Below are 17,735 nucleotides of genomic sequence, written 5' to 3'. Positions count from 1 at the left end.
ACACAAATGGCCTCCTGAGGCAGTATCTTCCCAAAGGAATTGATCTCTCGGACTATTCCCAGGCCACGCTCAACGCGATAGCAAGGCGGCTCAACGAGCGTCCGAGAAAGACGCTAGACTTTGATACGCCGGCTGAGCGTTTTCATCAATTCGTTGCATCGACGGGTTGAATCCGCAACCGATCTCCGCCACCAAGCCATGACCGTCTCTCTGATCGTAGATAATCGAGTCTGCTTGGTCGTGCGGCACGACCATCCAATAACGACTCATCATAAATGGACGTACTTTAGGATCTCGGAAAATGGCTGATAAATTCGACGGTTACACAGAAGCCCTCACCGCCTTGATTCGTGAAGCCATTCGCTGCTCACCTGAGTCTTGGGAAAAGGGGCAACTAACGATTCAGCTCGATGATCACCGCATCGACTACAAGCTCAAAAATGCGGATTCCGACGATAAAGCAGTCATCTCAAAAGAGCTTGCCCAACTGTGTGAGGATTACTTGGGGGCTTTCATGAGGAGTGGCAAGCCTTGGATCGAGTCGGAAGTCGAGTTCCTGCGGGTCGACGGTGAATGGATATTCAACGCCAACTACAAGTATCCGAAGCAACCTGCCCCTGCCGTCCAGCCACACAAGCCGTCCTGGAAATTCTGGCACTAACAAGATAGTCAGATCGGGACGTAGACGGCTTGGGGACGTCGCCCGGCAGGTTTCCACAGCCACTCTTGGCCGGTAGCTGCCACTCGCAATCGGTGACAACTGGCCGGATGGCGAACGTCGACCGATCCCGTGCGAGCCGCTGGTAAACTCGGGCTGCCAAAGCAACTTTTCCCGGTCACATGAGCACGCAACCCACGTCAGTACCTGCAACCGTCACTCCAGTGATGCAGCAGTACCTGCACCTTATCTGAAAAGGATCAGCGCGCAAACCTACGCTACACCAAGGCCTACGCTCGCGCTGTTCAGAATCGGCAGTTGTCGTCCGGAAGTGATCGCTCCTGTACTTCATATAAATAGTGCCCCAGAGGAGGCAACCAATGCTAAGAATGTTTGGGAGCAGGGAGAACGAGCAAAAGCCCCGCTTGTTTCGGGTTACCCTGCACATCAGGCGCGGCGCAAATCAAGAAATGCCGAGCAACATGGCCGGGGCTTATGTGCCGGTCTTTGTCACGGGAGAAAATCACGAAGCAGGTGCAACAAGTGCCGTGTTGGAAATCTCACGGCGTGGGTTCGAGTTCGTGGACATTCCAGACGGCAAGATTTACGAACTCGACCCAGAGATGTGGGATGAGTTCGTGAAGGAAGCGTGGCCGGAGTTCACTGCGCATTTTCCCAGTCAGAGCGAAGTCTGCGACAAACTCTCGAAAGGATTCATCTTTGTAGGTCCATTTGCCGGATATGACGCCAGCGAGTCGAAATCAAGTAGCGCCTGACCGGCCGCTATCGCCGGCAGCAGCCGCTTGGTCCTCCCCAGCACCTGGCCGGATGGCAACCTTCGATCGATCCCGTCCAGCCCACTGGTAAACTCGAGCGGCCAAAGCAACTTTTCCCAGTCACATGAGCACGCAACCCACCGCAGCGCCTGCACCCGTCACTCCCATGATGCAGCAGTGACTTCACCTCATTCAATAAGGCTTTGATAAAAAAACCACGCCAAAACCTACGCCGCAAATCCGCCTCTCCCCACACCTGCCACTCCGATGCCTGACACTGTAATGATGGTCCCGAAGGTTTCGGACGCTTCCTTCGTTGAACCAATTAGCTAACAGTCGGCGAAACGATCCCCCACCCCATCGATTATCCAGTTCCGACACCTAGTACCGCTGCAATCGGCTCGCATAAAGACTGAAGCGCTTTCTCGCATATAGGACTGGGCCTACAAGAAAATGCGTCGTCTTCCGGATAGGCTGACTGCCCCCGAGAAGTGAAGTCTGTACTCTTGGTTCATATCTTTCAAATTGAAAGGAAACGAGAAAATGAACCGGACATATCGAAATATTTGGAACGCGGCGACGGGAACGTGGACGGCCGCGGCGGAAACTGCGAAGTCGCGATCGAAGGGATCGGCACGCGTGGCGCGCGGCGCGGTGATTGCACTTGCACTTGGCGGCGCCTCAATCGGTGGCGTTGCAGCGGCTGAGGCCGAGGCTTGCAAAACACCCGACGGAACTAACGGCGTGGTCGACGCTAGCGGCATCTGCACAGTGCCGAGTATCGGGACCAGTTCGATCGGCACGTTGGGTAGTGAAACCGGGCAAAACACCACCTACGGCTTGGGCAGCAGCGCCAACCCCCAAGCAGGTAGCGCATTCGGCGCGTCGGCATCCGCAAACGGCCGGAACTCTACGGCGATCGGCAATGGCGCCACCGCGGTCTCCATGAACAATACCGCCATTGGTACTTCGGCCAACGCGGCTGGGGAAGCCACTACTGCACTCGGCATGTCCGCCAGCGCAAGCGGCTACCATTCCGTGGCTCTCGGTGTCTCTGCCGCCGCTTCCGGCAGAGAGTCCGTCGCTATCGGCGTCAGTTCCGTCGCAGATCGGGACAACGCCGTATCCATCGGTAGCGCGACACTCCGGCGTCAGATCATTAATATAGCCGCCGGCACTGCACTGACCGATGTAGTCAATGTGGCCCAGCTCACGCCGGTCGTCACCGCCCTCGGGGGCGGTGCGAAAATCGACGCGACTACCGGCGCCGTAACCGGCCCTAGCTATACGCTTACCAACGGGGGCACACAAACCACCATCGGCGGCGCACTCAGCGCGCTCGACACCTCGTTGACTGCAGCGAAGGGCAGCATCACCCAGAACACGGGTGATATCAAGACCCTCAACGACAAGCTCTCGAACCTTCCCGCCGGCCTCGTCCAGCAGGCATCGGCTCGCGCGAACCTGACGGTTGGCGCGGGTACCGACGGTGCAGCCGTCGACTTCACCGGCACCGCCGGCACCCGCAAGCTCACCGGCGTCACCGCTGGCACCGTCTCGGCCACCAGCACCGACGCCGTCAACGGCGCCCAACTGCACGGCACCGCCGACAGCGTCGCCAAGGCCATCGGCGCCGGTTCGACCGTCAACGCCGACGGCTCGATCTCCGCTCCCAGCTTCACGGTCGGCGACGGCAACGGCGGCACCACCACGGTCAGCTCGATCGGCTCCGCGGTGACCAACCTCGACGGTCGCGTCACCACCAACGAAGGCGCCATCTCGACGATTCGCGACGAAATGAGCAGTGGCACCATCGGTCTGGTCCAGCAAGCCGGCGCAGGCGCAAACCTCACGGTCGGCGCGAACACCGACGGCAAGGCCGTCAACTTCACGGGCACGGATGGCAACCGCAAGCTCACGGGTATCCAAAGCGGCGACGTGGTGGCAGGCAGCACCGACGCGGTAACGGGAGGCCAGCTTTACGCCACCAACCTCCAGGTCCAGCAGAACACCTCGGATATCGCCGGCAACAAGCTCGAGATCACGAACCTGAACCAGCAGCTCGCCAACGGCCAGATCGGCCTGGTTCAGCAGGACCCGACCAGCGGCGCGATCACGGTGGCCGCGGCCTCGGCTGGCTCGGTGGTGAACTTCGCCGGCACCAACGGCGCACGCACGCTGTCGGGCGTCGCCAATGCCAGCCAGGACGACGAAGCCGTGACGCTGGCGCAGCTCAAGGCCTCGGGCCTGGTCGACAAGAACGGCAAGGAACTCGGCGCGGTGGTCTATGACGACATCGGGCTGGGCAGCGTGACGTTCGGTGGCACGGGCGGTACCAAGCTGATGAACATCGCGCCCGGCCTGATCGGCTCTGGGAGCATGGATGCGGTCAACGGCGGCCAACTATACGACCTGCAGCAGCAGTTCGCGCAGCAGTACGCCCAGCTCGACGGCCGCGTCGGCGACCTCGAAACCGGTAGCGGTGGTGGCGGCGGTGGCGGTGGCGGCGGTTGGGCCCCTGGCACCGGCGAGAACTCGCTGGTGGTGGGCGATGGCACCACGGCTACCGGCAAGAACGGCTCCGCGGTCGGCAACGGCGCTGCCGCTTCCGGCGACAACAGCTCGGCCTTTGGTCAGGGCGCGGTCGCCTCCGGCCCGGGTAGCACCGCCGTTGGGCAAGGTTCGGCGGCGTCTGGCGCGAACAGCACTGCAATGGGCCAGGGCTCCAATGCATCGGGTAGCAACTCGGTCGCACTGGGTGCGGGCTCGGTTGCGGATCGTGATAACTCGGTATCAGTCGGCTCGGCCGGCAACGAACGCCAGATTACCAATGTCGCGCCCGGTACTGCAGGCACCGATGCCGTCAATGTCAATCAGTTGAACGGCCTGCGCTCCGATATGGAAGGGTATCGCCGCGACGCTTATGCCGGAACCGCGTCTGCGGTTGCCCTTGGGTTGCTGCCCCAGGCACCGGCACCTGGCAAGAGCGTACTGGGTGTAGCAGGCGGCAATTATGCGGGACAGTCGGCCGTGGCATTTGGTCTGTCTACGTATACCGCTAACGGCAAGTGGATTCTGAAGGGCGGTGGCTCGACCAATACGCGCGGCACGGTAGCAGTTGGTGCAAGTGCCGGCTACGTGTGGTGAGCGAGCCGATTGCAGTACTTCCGCCGACTAATGTTTTCGGTGGTATCGGCTTGAAATGGCTCTAGTGCGTACGAAAGGCGTGTTTCGCCCTTGTCTTGTTCAATTCCCTCCTTTCCGGGGGCGGGCACAACCGACGTATGCAATGTAGGGGGGGAGGGCTCCGGTAATCCGGAGCCCTTTTTTCTGTGCATCACTACGACCCAACCAAACACGCGTCCAACATTACCCAGCATGGCGTGCCACTTGAATTAGCGTCGAAGCTCAGTTAGCACGCCGGTTTCTTAGAACAATCCGACCGGCTCGGCGCCGACATCCCAGCTCGAAATGATCACCTCACGGCGGCTCGCAGCCTCCAGGCCGACCGTGTACTGGATCGGCACCGTCTCGATATGGAATCCGTCGAACACCCGCCGGATCTCCGGGTGATCGTTCAGGCTCACGATCGCGCGGCCCTTGAGCGTCCGCAGGCGCTCGGCCATCCTCTCGTATTGCTCGAATGGAAACGCAACGCCATAACCGGCGGTGTCGAGATACGGCGGATCCAGATAGAACAGCGTATGCGGACGATCGTATCGATCGATGCACTCCGCCCAATCCAGGCGCTCGATAAACGCACTGGCGAGCCGCAGATGCGCTGCTGACAGATCTTCCTCCAGACGAAGCAGGTTCAGGCCAGGTGGCGCGAGCGTCTTCGTGCCAAACGTCTGCCCTTCCAGTTTGCCGCCAAAGCAACTTTTCTGCAGGTAGTAGAACCTTGCCGCGCGTTGGATATCGGTGAGACTTTCCGGGACCGTCTGCTTGAGCCATTCGAACACCTGCCGGCTCGTCAGCGCCCATTTGAACTGTCGTACGAACTCCTCCAGATGGTGCTGCACCACCCGATACAGGTTGATCAGTTCCCCGTTGATGTCGTTGATCACCTCGACCTTGGCCGGCGGCCGAAGGAAGTACAACGCCGCCCCGCCCGCGAACACCTCGACGTAGCAATCGTGCGCAGGAAAACGGGGGATCAGGATATCTGCCAGACGACGCTTGCCGCCGAGCCAGGGAATGATGGGTTCCGCCATGGTGAAAGCCTTTTTTAAACTTGGTGTAGAATCCTGCCCGCCTACCGGTAGGTAACAGGGCCTTGGCTGATTCACTGGCATGCACAGTGGAAAGGCGGCCGGTCGACGTGTTCGCGCACGTCAGCCGGCCGCCCTGTTCTTCCTTAGCGCTTGCGCGCGATCAAAGTGACTTGTCCGCCTCCCCTCCTCGCGCCACGCCCGCGCTCACGGTAATGTCCGGCGAGACCGCGAAACGCGTGATCTCCGCCGTCTGCTTGTCCGCCCGCGACGACGAGCCGAAGAAATACTCCTTCGAGCCGATCACCATCGTGATCAGCACGCCGAGCAGCGTGTCGAGCGTGCTTTTCACGACATCAGGCATCCGGATCTCGCCGATCGCCAGATAGAACTCCAGCCCGATCACCACGAAGAGCGCGACCGTGTACATGTAGGCCAAATTCCGCGCCGTGTGATCGTGCTCGGACGCGGCATACTGCCGGGCGCTCGCGCGATCGTCCGCCGCGACCTTGTCGGCCTGCACCTGGATCCCGGCCAGATTCTCCGCATGCGAGAAGCCCGCCTGCCGCATCTTCAGCTCGAAGTCCGCGTCGGCCTGCTTCAGCGCAAGCAGTTGCTCGGGCGTCACCGACTGGCCGGACAGCGCCAACGTCACCGCATCGACCGAGCCATCGCCCAGGCCGAGACGGTCAGCAATCGCCGAGGCGGCCATAGCCGCGACGCCCGGCACGCCACCCGTCAATGCCGTGACAAGCCACGGCGCCACCGTTTTCAGAATGTCGAGCATGCTTACACCCCCAGCGCACGGTTGAGTTGCCAGCCATACTCGAACGCCTCGTTCTCCGGGCGGCGCTCGGCCAGCTCGATGTAGAACACCGACTGTTGCGCGGCGATCATGCCGTACAGCACGCGATGCCCGTCCGCCCCCCGCTGCTGCAGGAACGCCTTCAGCGCGGCGAGGGTCATCGGGCCGATGCCGCCATCGGCCGCGATGTCCGGGAACGCCTTGCCGTTCTGGTTCAACACGTTGAGCGCGCGTTGCATAAACTTCACCCCGGTGGCCGGCCCCGCGTTCACGCCGATATCGAACAGCTTCTCGGCCAACGCCGTCGAGATCGCGTCGACTTGGTCGAGCTTGGGCCGCGACCAGTAGCGCGAGGCGTAGATCGCGACGGCCGTCGCGCGCGGCATGTCCTTCATGGCGCCGAGGTAGCCGTTCGCCCGCGCCTCGGCAGCCGTCACGCCCCACATCGTCCCCTCCAGCTTGCCGAGATACCAGTTCCCCCGATCGTTCGAATCGTTCGAAAAACCGCCCTCGCGCCCGATCAGCGCGTCGATCTTCGCCGTGACATTCATGGCTTTCCCCCTCGGCCATTGGCCAGTTCCAGCGCTTCGATACGCTGCTGTTGCAGTCGATTGAGCACGTCCGCCTCGTTGACGTGCGTGAATACCCAGACGATCGAGCCGACGACGAAGGCTTGCACCGCCCCGAGACCGATGCCGAGCACCCAAACCGCGCCAGTGGCCCGGTTCCTCATGGCATCGACCTTCCGGTCCACCTCGGCGATATCGCCGGCTTGGTCGAGGCGCGCCCGCTCCTCGGCTTGCGACCTCGCCCACAGCAGCCCGACGTCCTCGCGCACCGATTCCGCGCGCACGCGCATCTCGGCGAACCCGCGATCGAGATCCGCGAACGGCTGCACCGAGCGCTTGATGTCCTCCACGCTCGCCGCGACCGATCGCATCTGCTGCGTGAGCGTGGCGATCTGTACCGCCAGCCCCTCCTGCTTCTCGTCACCCATCCCATCCCCGTAAAAAAAGAAAGGCCGCTCCGGTTGCCCGTGAGCGGCCTGCATCGGTCTCGTGCTGCGCGTTACGTCGGCGCCGACACCACCAGATCGATTTTCTTGCCCGACTTCTTCTTGTGCCCGACCTTCGCCTTGCCCTTGTTCCCTCCGTTCAACGTCACCACCGTAATCCAGCCCCGCGAGGCGAACGTGTGTTCGACCGCCTCGATCAGAAACTCCCCGTCCACGCCTTCCTTGAACCCTTTCAGCGCGATCGTCTTTTCCACCGACAGATCCGCCCGGCCGCGCATCGTCAGGCGACTCGTCAACATGCGCCGGTCACGCGTTTCCAGCCCCGACGTAGCCGCCGCCTCGAAGCAGCACGGTCAGCCCGCCAACTCTCTCACTCACCCCCGCCACCTGGCCAAAAGACCAACTCCGCGCCCCTTCCCCAGCCCGCTGGTAAACTCCCCCGCTAAAGCAACTTCTCCCGGCCAAATGAGCACGCAATCCACCGACGTCACGACCAACCACACGCCCATGATGCAGCAGCATCTTCATGCCGCTGGGCGAGGATTTGAATAAAAAACTACGCCGAAAGTCACGCTGGCAGCATGGTGAGCGCCGGCTACTCCTCGAAGCGTCAGTTGCAAGGATCAGCAGCACATAGCTAGTTGGCTATCTTTAAAAAGATTGGAAAAGTATCACGAGACAGATCGCGGTCCCGACATGTTCGGCGCGCTCCTTCGCCAGTTGCACGACGAACGGTTCGTGCGCGCCAGAAGATCACTTTCAGGAGACGCGCGGTCACGGCAACCGAAGCCGTAGATCGCTTGCCGGCCAAAACCGTAGCCTCGCCCAAACGACCTCCCTGTTCAGAGTCGTCAGCCCTCCCTCTCGTCGTCCGACTACACAACCGCGGCCGGATAGCTCCCCCCGCTCAGAGCCGAGGAAACCTCTTCGCCTCCTCGACCACGTTCGTGATGCTGTCGGACGAAATTTCAATTAGATGGTCGAGCGCCTCCTGCTCAGTCAACCCGGCATTGAGATATGGCTCGATGCTCATAAAGAAAGGCAATCGCTTCGCGCCGGGGCGAGTGATAGAAATCTTGGCGCGTGTTGTTCCTGATTCGATCTCGACTGCTACAACGAACTCATTGAGGATGACGGTACGTGAAAGTTGACTCATGGCTGACAGACGCGAAAAAAGCGCGGACATAGGCAGAGGGCCTAGCAGCAGTTGCCGACGTCCCGCGAGCCGTTACGAAGGTATCCGCAGGATAGTAAAGCTCTGCCAGCCCCACAATAGAACGATACAATTAAAAATAATAAACAATAATTATTTTTAATTTCTAGGTAGGCGCGAGTAAGAGTTTCGATTTATGCGTCAATTTTTTGGCAGGCAGTGTGGCTGCCTTGACCATCGAGAACTGGCCGAACGACGACATATGAACGGCCCGGTCTTGGCCGGTAGCTGCTGTTCGCCATCACCAACATCGACCTGAATAGCGAACTTCGAGCGCCCCCGTTCAGGCCGCTGGTAAACTTCGGCGGCCAAAGCAACTTTTCCCGGTCACATGAGCACGCACCCCACATCAACGCCTGCAACCGTCACCCCGGTGATGCAGTAGCACCTTCGTCTTATCTGACAAGACTTTGTGAACGAATCTACGCCAAGACCTACGTTCGCCGTTTTGAGCATCGTCTGCTCCCGACGCAAAGCGGGTGCTTAATGCATTTGCAAGCAGTCGTTCAGACCTAGCGCTTACCCGAACGTTGAGCAAATCACTCAAATCACCCACTTCATCAATGGTCGGCGGTCGCATATGAGCCGCACCTACGTCCATGTACGATAATCCTATCTATCATACAAAACGGGGTGAAGAATGGACTGGCTATGGACATGGAGCGGTGTGTGCTTTGGCTATCGGGATGAAGACCAGCTCCGTACATACGACGGGCGTCATGTTGGCCGATTCATTGACAAAGAAATTTATGGTCCGGACGGCCTGTATCTCGGTGAGCTTGGCTCCGAAGACCGGCTCATCACACGGCAACGAAAACTCGGCCGTCGAAAGCCACAATTCCGGCCGCGCATGAAGCGGATCATGCGCACGCGTCGACTGAATCGCATTGGCCGCATTATGCGCGTTGGCTGCCAAGATTTTCCAGCCCCAGAAGACCTCTAAGGAAACGGTCAAAATGAAGCGTGATATGGATTTAATCCGCGAGCTACTACTGAAGCTCGAAAGCCTACCTATGGAGCGCGGTGATGTCCTCATCATCAGCGCAGACGACCAAGAAGTCCAAGTGCAGGGCTACGACGACAATCAAATCGACTACCACCTCTCGCTAATCGATGAGGCCGGCCTGATTGACTCCGCAGGCGCAGGCTCGATGACGGGCTACGGGTTCCGACGCCTGAGTTGGGCCGGACATGACTTTCTGGATTCGATCCGCAGCCCAGACGTTTGGGCCAAAACCAAGGAGGGGGCGCTTGCGGCCGGCGGGTTCACGATCGAACTCTTGGGCGACCTCGCCAAAGGCTTTATCAAGAAGCAGATCGAAGATCGTACGGGGGTCAAACTCTGACCTTGTGCCTATCGTCACCATGGACACGCCTACGCTAGTAAGGGTTGTCGGCTGGGCACCCCGTAGTTCAGGGGATGGAATGAGAGTGGAAAGCCTTACCTGACAAGGCTCCTCCCTATTGCTTTAGCAAATTTGTAGCACGCAAAAAAGCCCGCTCGCTGCGGGCTTTCGTGTTTGTGGACGTCGGCCGCCACTTTGTTGCAAAGCAACTTGAAGCGCCCGATGCAGTAACGACGCCTTCGCCGTATCTGCAAAGGGCGAGTACACAAAGCTAGACCTGCATATTCGTTTTTCGGGCCGCCTGTTGCCGACCCGTTGCCGTCACTTGTTCTTTCGCCTGCAACGTCCGTTTGCAACCGTCCAGTTGCCTGTGTACATGCGAGGCAACGCCGCTTTTGGTTCTGCGGAGGACCGCACACTGCCTCGACCCGCCGGCGATGGTGGGTATGACGAATGGTTCGGGACTCGGGCACGCCGCCGCGCAAGAGCAACACGTGGTCGAGAAGCTATTTCCGCGCACCGGTCAGAGACTATGCGCAGCATGAACACCGACGCTTGCCACCGGCTTTCGGTTCGTCCAGATCAAATTGCGGCGACTTCCAAGCCATAGAATTTTTTCAAAGGAAGCCCCACGCTCCATATGTTCTCCACGTCACCGTTACCAAGAGTTCCTTGGTAGAAACCTTTCCCGAAAAGGCTAGAAGGAAACTCGGGGCGTTGACCGATGATTGCCCGCTCAAAATCGCGTGCAACGCAATAGCTGATGAAGTCGGCAACCTCAAGCAAGAAGTGAGATCCGGGGCGAACAAATGATGGCTCAATTATCGTTGCTCCCGCCGATAACCAGCAAAATAACCGTGTGTATTGTAGTCCCAAGAAACACTCGGAGGCCCACCCCTCCACCTTACTTCCTAAAGTCGTGTCTTGAACATTATCGAATATCCAGTTGACGCTTTTCCCCTGACATCTGAACTCCCTAAGCGTGGTCAGCACCGCCTCAGAAAATACGCTTTCTTTTTGTTGCTTCAGAATCCTCTTTCGATCCTTCGATTCGCCAGGGACTCGCACGCACCCGGAGATATTGAATGTGGCCAACCCCGGCCTTGCATCCCGAATGATCTTCGCGAGTTTTTTGGCATGCCCTATCTTCGCAACCTTGTTTGAAATACGAAACTTTTCCGAATCAGGCTTGCTATCCCATATCTCAGTGAAGTGGTGCACCCAGGAATCTGGATCTTCACCGGGTCGAATTGATTTCTTGAGATTGTAAATCTGCTTGCGAACTCTCTCGTGCTGCCGCTTATGTAACGCAACGAGTGTTACGCAATAAAAATTCAGCGGCTCTGTTGAGTGCTCTGCAGGCGGCTGACTGATATACCGTGCGGCCTCGTCGCCATAGAGCGACCACCGATTATTGTCGGGCAGACGTGGCACGTTGATGAAGAAGTCATGCTTGCAGGCTTCGGAAGAACACCTGAGAGGAATACCTACTGGCACCCAGTGCCCACCGCGAACTGACTTGACCGGATGCTTCGGAAATTCCATCTTTTCCAGCCATGGAATCGCTGTCTCTGTTTTGCAAATGGGGCACGTACCGCTCATTCCGATAAGCTCCTCCGGCACTAACTCCGGCGCTGCTCGGTAAGGGCGCCTTCTAATATCCTTCATCGAATTTCTCCACGAATAAATTAATAGACGAATAATTTATTTCAAAGAGCTCTTTCTCGGAAATTACCAATGCGCATCCACGTTGATTAAACCAACGTACGCACGTATTGCATTACTTTTGAGGAAAGCTTAAAGAGATCGTGCCCCGAAATTTGATGCTTCTCGGCAAGCTCGAATACATTATCGTGCTTATCGATGAACTTGCTGCCGGGGTCAGGGTATCGCCCGGCCCATGAGACAAAGTGGGTCAACAGTTCTAGAATGGCAAGATCCTTGGCTTCCAGATCTAGCATAAATGCCGCAAGCTTCTTGAGGTCATGGGTTAGATAATTTCGCTCCGCGTCCGAATAAGCCTCGACGCCATCTTTAACGATGATCATCGCTTTCAGGCATACCTCTAAGCTAAAACCCACTAACATTAGCGCAACGGCGCAATACTGGCTGTCGCAAATACCTCGCATTGCCGGCGGAATGTTACCGAAAGAAGGCTCGACTCTGATTAAAACGGACGCGGCTTGAGACATCGCTTCTGCCTGCGTAAGCCACAGCATCGGGCTCTTTAGGTCTTCACTGGTTGGTTGATTGAAGGGATCAAGCTCGGCTCCGTTCAGTGATGCGATCATCGCCCAGCGCATCCACGCAGAACGGCTGTACCCAGCCGGATCTTGAGCAAACCGTTTCCTGTCCGGCAACATCGGATTCATCATTTCTCGCGCGCATCGCTACGTCATGGACGAACACCGCAATTATAAGGTCGTAGCTCAGAAAAAGTGCCTGGATATTTGGGGCCTTATTTGGCATTTCACGTCCGGAGCGTCTCTCGCGACTCACCGCTGAGCGGGACGCTCCGAGCCTTCATCCTTGGCTTTACCGCGTGGAACGGCGCTCATCGGCACTGGCCCTATCGATTTGACGTCCGATCATCTAGGCACCGGCTGTTCACCAAGGCGCATTCCCGTATTGAGCACAAGGAGTTTGGCGGATTTGCTCGGCGTCCAAGTGGTTGAGTGACCGAAGCGCGTCGATTTCGAACCGTATGTGTCAGTAGAATGAACGTCTTCTAATGGCCGACAGCCGAATAGTAAACGTCGAGCGGCCCTGTTTAGAGACCGACCGCTACCGATCCGTCGCAGACGCTCGATACGGGCAACGAAAAGTCTACTTTGAACACGACCGTAGTGGGGCACATCGCGGGACTCAAATGCCTAGAAATATGTGGTCTGCACATACTTCAAATGATCGTTATCCAAGATATGAACAATAGTTCCAATAGTGTCCCCCTCGACATCCGGTCGATTTTCAAATATTAGGCCAGCGTATTCCTTAAATTCAGGGACGGTTTTTAAGCCGTTCAATACTCCATTCTGGACTGCACTTTGACAGCGAGAGAGACCAACCGACATCAAGCGCCCGTATAATCTCAAGTCATCAGGCGTACAATCGACACTTCGAAATCCAGAGTGCACGGAAGCGTTTCGAAAATCTCTAATTTTATCGACAACAGTCTTCATTTGCCTTTTCCACTTCGAGTATGACTCATTTTGGGAGAGCTTTTTTAGCAAATCTCGAGAAATATATTTGGAGTAGGCGCCGCCCGGAAATCCAAGAAAAAGCATCAACGGACTGGTAACATCATCATTCTCATTCTCTTTGAATAAAGCTTCAATCGCAAACCAGCGATACAAGAGACTTAAATGTATGCTTCTCTCCCACCTTGCATTTCTCGACCAGTGAATTGATCGTTTATATCTATCAAGCAAATCCCCGCTACGATATGCAAGAAGCTGAGTAGAGTTGATTTGCGGCATCGAGTGCGGCGACCTGATGAGCAACATCGCCGGCGCAAACTGATGCTTCGTAATCACTTGATATTCACCAGTATCGAGATTTTTTATGTATCCACACTGCGTCACCGCAAGGTGGCTCATTGTGTATTCAACAGTTAACAGATCGAGAACTTCCACAAAATACTGATCCGAGAGAATATCGGCATCGTCGGGATTCTCAGCCTGCACAATAACTGCGATTCGACAGGCAATCTCAACTTCAACTTCAGCCTCAAGCTTCGTGGCCTCAATCGAGCGCCTCAACATGGCCAATTCGTCCACATCCTGCTTTTGAGCGGGTCGGATTTCCACGTTTCCGTACACAATGGTGCTTGCTACCACTATCCCTGGCTTTCTCAATAATTTACACACATAAAAATTAGCCACGAACGCTCCTGTATATATTCAAAAATATTTCACCCAATCTAGCCAGCAAAATACTCTTGAGTTCCTTCTCAGCACGCGGGGAAATTTGCGACCCTCCTCTTAAATAAAGCGAAATAAATTTTCTCGCAAGATAAATATCTTTTAACCACAATAAGCCTTCGAGGACAACGCTAAGCGACTCTAAGTCTGATAATTCTTCATCCATAACTGCATTCAAGCTGTCCTTCAGGCCTTTTTTATTGTGAAGTGAAAAATAATATCGACAATGAAGAATGTATCTCTCTTTATTACTCATGCCGGAATTCGCCAGAGCCTCGTCATACTTCGCGACAGATGGATCCATTCTTTTTATGGCGATAATAAATGCTAATTTATTTGCATATTTATTTTTCTGGGATTCCAGCAGCATTTTTTCACAAAAAAATGAAGCCTCTATAATCCTCCCAGAATCGATCAGGGATGAAATATAGTGACGCATAGCAATATGGTTTCTGGGTTTTGAGAAATATTGTTTTTCTATTGCATCCATTTTATTAACTCACCGCCGTAGATACTTTTGCCTTAAAATTGACAGTTCATCTAAGCCACTCATAAAATAATGCAATCCCCAGTGACCTACCTCACAAACCGTCGCCGCATTTTAACTGTGACATATCGCGAATCAATTAACAAGTGAGATGAATGCTCACCCTTACTCGCGTCGATCCATCATCTATACAATGCGAACGACCGCTGACAGTCGAGCAGCAGTTGCTTGAGTCTGCATTCTGACGCTCGAACAGCGTCTGGTTCTGAAGGCGATTCGCGCGCGCCGGAATCTGAAGAAATTCGCCAAGCTCGCGCGCGCAGCTCAAGAAGAGACACCCACCTCCCCCAGCGCGAGGCTGCTACGGCACGCTTTAGAGGCCGAATTCGACCGCCACCGATACTGAGATCGCGCGCGACAACCTGTCGGATTGACGATACTTGACCGAATTGCAGCACGACAACCGACAGGCCGCCCTCCCGAAAATGGTAAATTCATACGAAAACCAAACGTTCGAGAGAAGATATGGGCCGAGCCATGATATGCGTCGGCGACACGACGACGCATGGTGGGCGTGTGCTGGAGGGCAGCGCAACCGCCACCATTGACGGAAAACCCATCGCCGGGGTGGGTCACAAGGTACTTTGCCCGCAGTGCAAAGGGGTCTTCCCCATTCTCCCCGCCACCGGGCGGCGTTACCCGCACCAAATTGCGGGCCGCGACACCGCCATCCAAGGCATGAAAACCGCATGTGGCGCCACGCTCATCGCCAGCCAATCGGCCACAACACTAGACGACGTCGGCGCGGGCGAAGCAATGACAGGTAGTGCCGTCGCTGCCGCCACTGGGCTGGCCCCGTCCTCGACGCTCTGCCTCGAATGCCTGAAGTCTGCGGCAGAAAACGCCGCGACGATGATTGCACGCGGATAGGCTCATGACGAACGTCTCAATCGAAGCGTTTTTCTCCCAGCGACAACAGCAGGTAACCATACGAACACACCTGTATGCGCTCGTCGACGGCTTACTGCTCGCAGATGCAGCCGGCGGTTCCGCGCCACAACGATCTCAAGCAGCAGTCGCACTGTTCGACGGCACACCAGACGCGTCGCTCGCCGACGCGGGTCCATGGCTGCTCGCCTGGGAACAAGCATCCAGCAGCATCCGACACGCGCTCTCTGCAATGGCCGCTGGCTCGACTGGCGTATCGTGGTTGATCAGTGCCTACCCGATCGAATCACTGGCCGACGAGCTGCGTCATCGGCTCGACGTGCGTTTGCCGGATGGACGCATGGCGCTCTTTCGGTTTTATGACGCGCGCATAGCCGCGGACATGGCATCACTGATGACCTTCAGTCAGCGCATGCAGTTCTTTGTCCCGACCTTTGACTGGCTCGTCGAATTGAACGGAACACTGAAGGGAGTCCATCCGCATGCTTGAACTGACAGACGAACAGGTCGCAGGTCTTGCCGAGATCGATGCACGCGGATATGTCGAGCGCATCCGACAGGATCTCGTCAAAGGCGATCCGAAGTTGGTAGACGACGACAAGCTGCCGACGCGCCTCTGGAAGGCGTATCTCGCTGCTATTCGGCTCGACATCCAGTCCGACGAGAACGTGGCCGCTTTTCTCCGAATCGAGGCGTACGCACCGAATTTTTACGAGAAGCCAGCGATACGCGCGTGGCTAACCCGGCCCGGCCGCTCGGCCGATGAACGCTTCCGTGATTATCTTCGCGTCATCAAATGGCGTATCGACCATCCGAAATACATTGAGGGAGATCGAAATGGCGGGACTGGCAGTGCCGATAATCGAGGGAGCAGCGGTGGAACTTGGGCCAGTATTGGCGCGAGTTGGCGCCGCCTTGTTGGGCGGGACGGCGGTGGCAGGAACGGCGAGCCTATCGGGTGACACGACAAAGGATCAGAGCAGCGCAACGCAAGCAGTGCGCGCCCTTCCTCGCACTGGAGAAAAGTGTAAGCAATGCCCGCCCGAGCAAACCGGTGTGCCGGCACGTCGGCGCTACCACATGAATCGTGAACCTCGGGAGTATCAAGGCCGCATCACTGGCCGACCGTACAGTGTCGAGGAAGGGTGGAGCGAAGAATGGGCATGGCTCGGCACCGATTTCGACGGGTTCCAGCAACCGGAATGCCTCTTGCAGGAAGCGAAAGGTGACTATGATCAGTTCTTCGATCCTCAGACGAAGAAGCCGGTTACATGGTTCAAAGGGCTTTCCAAAATCACGGTTGAGATAGAAGAGCGCGCGATGAAGGTGCATGCAAACCCGCCCACCAAACTCCAGTACTATTTCCAGACTCCGCTAACGATGTCCTATTTCCGCACCACGCTCGCGGAAAACGGAATTCCCTACGTCGTCACTGGTTGACCATGAAAATCACTTCCCGCTTTCGAGATCCTCTGCATGATGCGTCGAACCTGCCGACCGTCTTTGAACAACTCGGATCGATCGCCGAGGCGATACATGCTAGCGCCCCCCGGTTCGCTCAATGGTTCCTGACCGGCGACTCAAAAGAAGAAGCGCACCTGTATCCGGCGTTTGAGAACTGGACTCCAACGACTGCCGCACTGGCAGTATTGCGGACCGAGTTCGAAGGAGCAGAGCACCGACCGCAGATCATCTCTTTGTGGGACGGTGGCGACGATCAACGCACTGGAGCGGTATTGACCTATCTCGTCGCAGCCAAGGAGCGACCGAAAAAGATCGAAGCCGACTTCAACGACGAGCGCGAATTTTCCGCCGAGCAAGTCGCTGCAATCGTCGAAGCTATCGCTCGACAGACGAACCCGGCATACGTGACCGTCGAGCCGCAGGGTTATGCCGACAAGCAGGTGTTCGACGACAAACCCGGCGTCGGATGGATGCTGTACCTACCAAAGCCAATCACGTCGCAACAGGTGCCCGAAGCACGCTCCCTTTTGCCCGTTACCATAGACGGGAAGCAGATCGGTACGGTCATCGTCAGCGTAATCGACGCACCATTCTCGATGGACAACCCCGGCCATATCGAAACCGCGAACCGAATAGAGATTCGCCTCGTCGACATGGACCTTCTGCCGAGATACACGGACGTCTGATCCCTAAGATTTTGCCGCTCCATCGCCAGGTGCGAGTCGAGCGGACGAGGTTGCCACGCACTCGACGGCTGGAGCGGCCCACTCAATCTGGACGCTCCGTCAAGCTCTCCCTCCAGTTTCCCGTGAAGCCGAAGCGCGGTGCAGGTATCGGTTCCGAAAACCAGAAATCGGTATACGCAGCCACATTCGGAGCCACAAACCAGTGT

Annotated in this window: 20 protein-coding genes and 1 pseudogene; 11 read left to right on the top strand and 10 right to left on the bottom strand. The window is 56.9% G+C overall.

Going from position 1 to position 17,735, the window contains the following annotated elements:
- The 4 genes and pseudogenes from F3J10_RS07430 to F3J10_RS07415 form a co-directional block, all read left to right on the top strand.
- A pseudogene (locus F3J10_RS07430) lies at positions 1 to 170 on the top strand (IS30 family transposase); the annotation flags it as partial.
- 131 nt (positions 171 to 301) lie between these two features.
- Positions 302 to 661, top strand: a complete 360-nt coding sequence (locus F3J10_RS07425; protein ID WP_167241786.1) for a hypothetical protein — start codon at positions 302 to 304, stop codon at positions 659 to 661.
- A gap of 377 nt (positions 662 to 1,038) precedes the next feature.
- Positions 1,039 to 1,434, top strand: a complete 396-nt coding sequence (locus tag F3J10_RS07420) for a hypothetical protein (protein WP_167241785.1) — start codon at positions 1,039 to 1,041, stop codon at positions 1,432 to 1,434.
- A gap of 543 nt (positions 1,435 to 1,977) precedes the next feature.
- Positions 1,978 to 4,581: a YadA-like family protein gene (locus F3J10_RS07415; protein ID WP_167241784.1), complete on the top strand. Its 2,604-nt coding sequence runs from the start codon at positions 1,978 to 1,980 to the stop codon at positions 4,579 to 4,581.
- Positions 4,582 to 4,862: 281 nt separating this feature from the next.
- Here the strand turns inward: F3J10_RS07415 and F3J10_RS07410 are convergent, their stop codons facing one another.
- The 6 genes from F3J10_RS07410 to F3J10_RS07385 form a co-directional block, all read right to left on the bottom strand.
- Positions 4,863 to 5,648, bottom strand: a complete 786-nt coding sequence (locus tag F3J10_RS07410; protein WP_167241783.1) for a DNA adenine methylase — start codon at positions 5,646 to 5,648, stop codon at positions 4,863 to 4,865.
- 160 nt (positions 5,649 to 5,808) lie between these two features.
- Positions 5,809 to 6,432 (bottom strand): hypothetical protein, encoded by a 624-nt coding sequence (locus F3J10_RS07405; protein ID WP_167241782.1) that lies wholly within the window; start codon positions 6,430 to 6,432, stop codon positions 5,809 to 5,811.
- 2 nt (positions 6,433 to 6,434) lie between these two features.
- A complete protein-coding gene (locus F3J10_RS07400; RefSeq protein WP_167241781.1) occupies positions 6,435 to 7,001 on the bottom strand; it encodes a glycosyl hydrolase 108 family protein in 567 nt (188 codons plus the stop codon).
- Positions 6,998 to 7,501: a hypothetical protein gene (locus tag F3J10_RS07395; protein ID WP_167241780.1), complete on the bottom strand. Its 504-nt coding sequence runs from the start codon at positions 7,499 to 7,501 to the stop codon at positions 6,998 to 7,000. Before F3J10_RS07395 ends, F3J10_RS07400 begins: the two co-directional genes overlap by 4 nt.
- Positions 7,502 to 7,518: 17 nt before the next feature.
- Positions 7,519 to 7,764 (bottom strand): hypothetical protein, encoded by a 246-nt coding sequence (locus F3J10_RS07390; protein ID WP_240155426.1) that lies wholly within the window; start codon positions 7,762 to 7,764, stop codon positions 7,519 to 7,521.
- 608 nt (positions 7,765 to 8,372) lie between these two features.
- Positions 8,373 to 8,621 (bottom strand): hypothetical protein, encoded by a 249-nt coding sequence (locus F3J10_RS07385; protein WP_167241779.1) that lies wholly within the window; start codon positions 8,619 to 8,621, stop codon positions 8,373 to 8,375.
- A 743-nt stretch (positions 8,622 to 9,364) separates the two neighbouring features.
- Here F3J10_RS07385 and F3J10_RS07380 point away from each other — a divergent pair.
- Both F3J10_RS07380 and F3J10_RS07375 read left to right on the top strand, forming a co-directional pair.
- Positions 9,365 to 9,532: a hypothetical protein gene (locus tag F3J10_RS07380; protein ID WP_167241778.1), complete on the top strand. Its 168-nt coding sequence runs from the start codon at positions 9,365 to 9,367 to the stop codon at positions 9,530 to 9,532.
- Positions 9,533 to 9,634: 102 nt separating this feature from the next.
- Positions 9,635 to 10,024, top strand: a complete 390-nt coding sequence (locus tag F3J10_RS07375) for a DUF2513 domain-containing protein (protein WP_167241777.1) — start codon at positions 9,635 to 9,637, stop codon at positions 10,022 to 10,024.
- Positions 10,025 to 10,606: 582 nt separating this feature from the next.
- On the opposite strand, the gene F3J10_RS07370 is transcribed toward F3J10_RS07375, so the two are convergent.
- The 4 genes from F3J10_RS07370 to F3J10_RS07355 all read right to left on the bottom strand — a co-directional run bounded on the left by F3J10_RS07370 (position 10,607) and on the right by F3J10_RS07355 (position 14,434).
- Positions 10,607 to 11,692 carry a hypothetical protein gene (locus F3J10_RS07370; RefSeq protein ID WP_167241776.1) on the bottom strand — a complete coding sequence of 362 codons (1,086 nt, stop codon included), beginning with the start codon at positions 11,690 to 11,692 and terminating at the stop codon, positions 10,607 to 10,609.
- 86 nt (positions 11,693 to 11,778) lie between these two features.
- Positions 11,779 to 12,399, bottom strand: a complete 621-nt coding sequence (locus F3J10_RS07365; RefSeq protein ID WP_167241775.1) for a hypothetical protein — start codon at positions 12,397 to 12,399, stop codon at positions 11,779 to 11,781.
- Positions 12,400 to 12,897: 498 nt separating this feature from the next.
- A complete protein-coding gene (locus tag F3J10_RS07360; protein WP_167241774.1) occupies positions 12,898 to 13,905 on the bottom strand; it encodes a hypothetical protein in 1,008 nt (335 codons plus the stop codon).
- Positions 13,898 to 14,434, bottom strand: a complete 537-nt coding sequence (locus F3J10_RS07355; RefSeq protein ID WP_167241773.1) for a hypothetical protein — start codon at positions 14,432 to 14,434, stop codon at positions 13,898 to 13,900. Before F3J10_RS07355 ends, F3J10_RS07360 begins: the two co-directional genes overlap by 8 nt.
- Before the next feature lie 522 nt (positions 14,435 to 14,956).
- On the opposite strand from F3J10_RS07355, the gene F3J10_RS07350 reads away from it, so the two are divergent.
- The 5 genes from F3J10_RS07350 to F3J10_RS07330 all read left to right on the top strand — a co-directional run bounded on the left by F3J10_RS07350 (position 14,957) and on the right by F3J10_RS07330 (position 17,529).
- Entirely contained in the window at positions 14,957 to 15,361 is a 405-nt protein-coding gene (locus F3J10_RS07350) for a PAAR domain-containing protein (RefSeq protein ID WP_167241772.1), read from the top strand.
- A gap of 4 nt (positions 15,362 to 15,365) precedes the next feature.
- Positions 15,366 to 15,869, top strand: a complete 504-nt coding sequence (locus F3J10_RS07345) for a DUF4123 domain-containing protein (RefSeq protein ID WP_167241771.1) — start codon at positions 15,366 to 15,368, stop codon at positions 15,867 to 15,869.
- Positions 15,862 to 16,341, top strand: coding sequence for a hypothetical protein (locus F3J10_RS07340; RefSeq protein WP_240155425.1), 480 nt, complete (start codon positions 15,862 to 15,864; stop codon positions 16,339 to 16,341). Before F3J10_RS07345 ends, F3J10_RS07340 begins: the two co-directional genes overlap by 8 nt.
- Before the next feature lie 118 nt (positions 16,342 to 16,459).
- The gene (locus F3J10_RS36205) at positions 16,460 to 16,819 is read left to right on the top strand and encodes a restriction endonuclease fold toxin 5 domain-containing protein (protein ID WP_240155420.1); all 360 of its coding nucleotides are present in this window, start codon (positions 16,460 to 16,462) and stop codon (positions 16,817 to 16,819) included.
- A 2-nt stretch (positions 16,820 to 16,821) separates the two neighbouring features.
- Positions 16,822 to 17,529 (top strand): immunity 52 family protein, encoded by a 708-nt coding sequence (locus F3J10_RS07330; RefSeq protein ID WP_167241769.1) that lies wholly within the window; start codon positions 16,822 to 16,824, stop codon positions 17,527 to 17,529.
- The last annotated feature ends 206 nt before the right edge of the window (positions 17,530 to 17,735 follow it).

This window comes from Burkholderia sp. Cy-637 (assembly GCF_011753175.1).
Classification (GTDB): domain Bacteria; phylum Pseudomonadota; class Gammaproteobacteria; order Burkholderiales; family Burkholderiaceae; genus Burkholderia; species Burkholderia gladioli.
This window is presented reverse-complemented; position numbering and strand designations above follow the sequence as displayed.

Bases quoted from the DNA above. Each gene is read 5' to 3' on its own strand.
- F3J10_RS07425 (WP_167241786.1), top strand. From the start codon at position 302: ATGGCTGATAAATTCGACGGTTACACAGAAGCCCTCACCGCCTTGATT.
- F3J10_RS07420 (WP_167241785.1), top strand. From the start codon at position 1,039: ATGCTAAGAATGTTTGGGAGCAGGGAGAACGAGCAAAAGCCCCGCTTG.
- F3J10_RS07415 (WP_167241784.1), top strand. From the start codon at position 1,978: ATGAACCGGACATATCGAAATATTTGGAACGCGGCGACGGGAACGTGG.
- F3J10_RS07410 (WP_167241783.1), bottom strand. From the start codon at position 5,648: ATGGCGGAACCCATCATTCCCTGGCTCGGCGGCAAGCGTCGTCTGGCA.
- F3J10_RS07405 (WP_167241782.1), bottom strand. From the start codon at position 6,432: ATGCTCGACATTCTGAAAACGGTGGCGCCGTGGCTTGTCACGGCATTG.
- F3J10_RS07400 (WP_167241781.1), bottom strand. From the start codon at position 7,001: ATGAATGTCACGGCGAAGATCGACGCGCTGATCGGGCGCGAGGGCGGT.
- F3J10_RS07395 (WP_167241780.1), bottom strand. From the start codon at position 7,501: ATGCAGGCCGCTCACGGGCAACCGGAGCGGCCTTTCTTTTTTTACGGG.
- F3J10_RS07390 (WP_240155426.1), bottom strand. From the start codon at position 7,764: ATGTTGACGAGTCGCCTGACGATGCGCGGCCGGGCGGATCTGTCGGTG.
- F3J10_RS07385 (WP_167241779.1), bottom strand. From the start codon at position 8,621: ATGAGTCAACTTTCACGTACCGTCATCCTCAATGAGTTCGTTGTAGCA.
- F3J10_RS07380 (WP_167241778.1), top strand. From the start codon at position 9,365: ATGAAGACCAGCTCCGTACATACGACGGGCGTCATGTTGGCCGATTCA.
- F3J10_RS07375 (WP_167241777.1), top strand. From the start codon at position 9,635: ATGAAGCGTGATATGGATTTAATCCGCGAGCTACTACTGAAGCTCGAA.
- F3J10_RS07370 (WP_167241776.1), bottom strand. From the start codon at position 11,692: ATGAAGGATATTAGAAGGCGCCCTTACCGAGCAGCGCCGGAGTTAGTG.
- F3J10_RS07365 (WP_167241775.1), bottom strand. From the start codon at position 12,399: ATGATGAATCCGATGTTGCCGGACAGGAAACGGTTTGCTCAAGATCCG.
- F3J10_RS07355 (WP_167241773.1), bottom strand. From the start codon at position 14,434: ATGGATGCAATAGAAAAACAATATTTCTCAAAACCCAGAAACCATATT.
- F3J10_RS07350 (WP_167241772.1), top strand. From the start codon at position 14,957: ATGGGCCGAGCCATGATATGCGTCGGCGACACGACGACGCATGGTGGG.
- F3J10_RS07345 (WP_167241771.1), top strand. From the start codon at position 15,366: ATGACGAACGTCTCAATCGAAGCGTTTTTCTCCCAGCGACAACAGCAG.
- F3J10_RS07340 (WP_240155425.1), top strand. From the start codon at position 15,862: ATGCTTGAACTGACAGACGAACAGGTCGCAGGTCTTGCCGAGATCGAT.
- F3J10_RS36205 (WP_240155420.1), top strand. From the start codon at position 16,460: ATGAATCGTGAACCTCGGGAGTATCAAGGCCGCATCACTGGCCGACCG.
- F3J10_RS07330 (WP_167241769.1), top strand. From the start codon at position 16,822: ATGAAAATCACTTCCCGCTTTCGAGATCCTCTGCATGATGCGTCGAAC.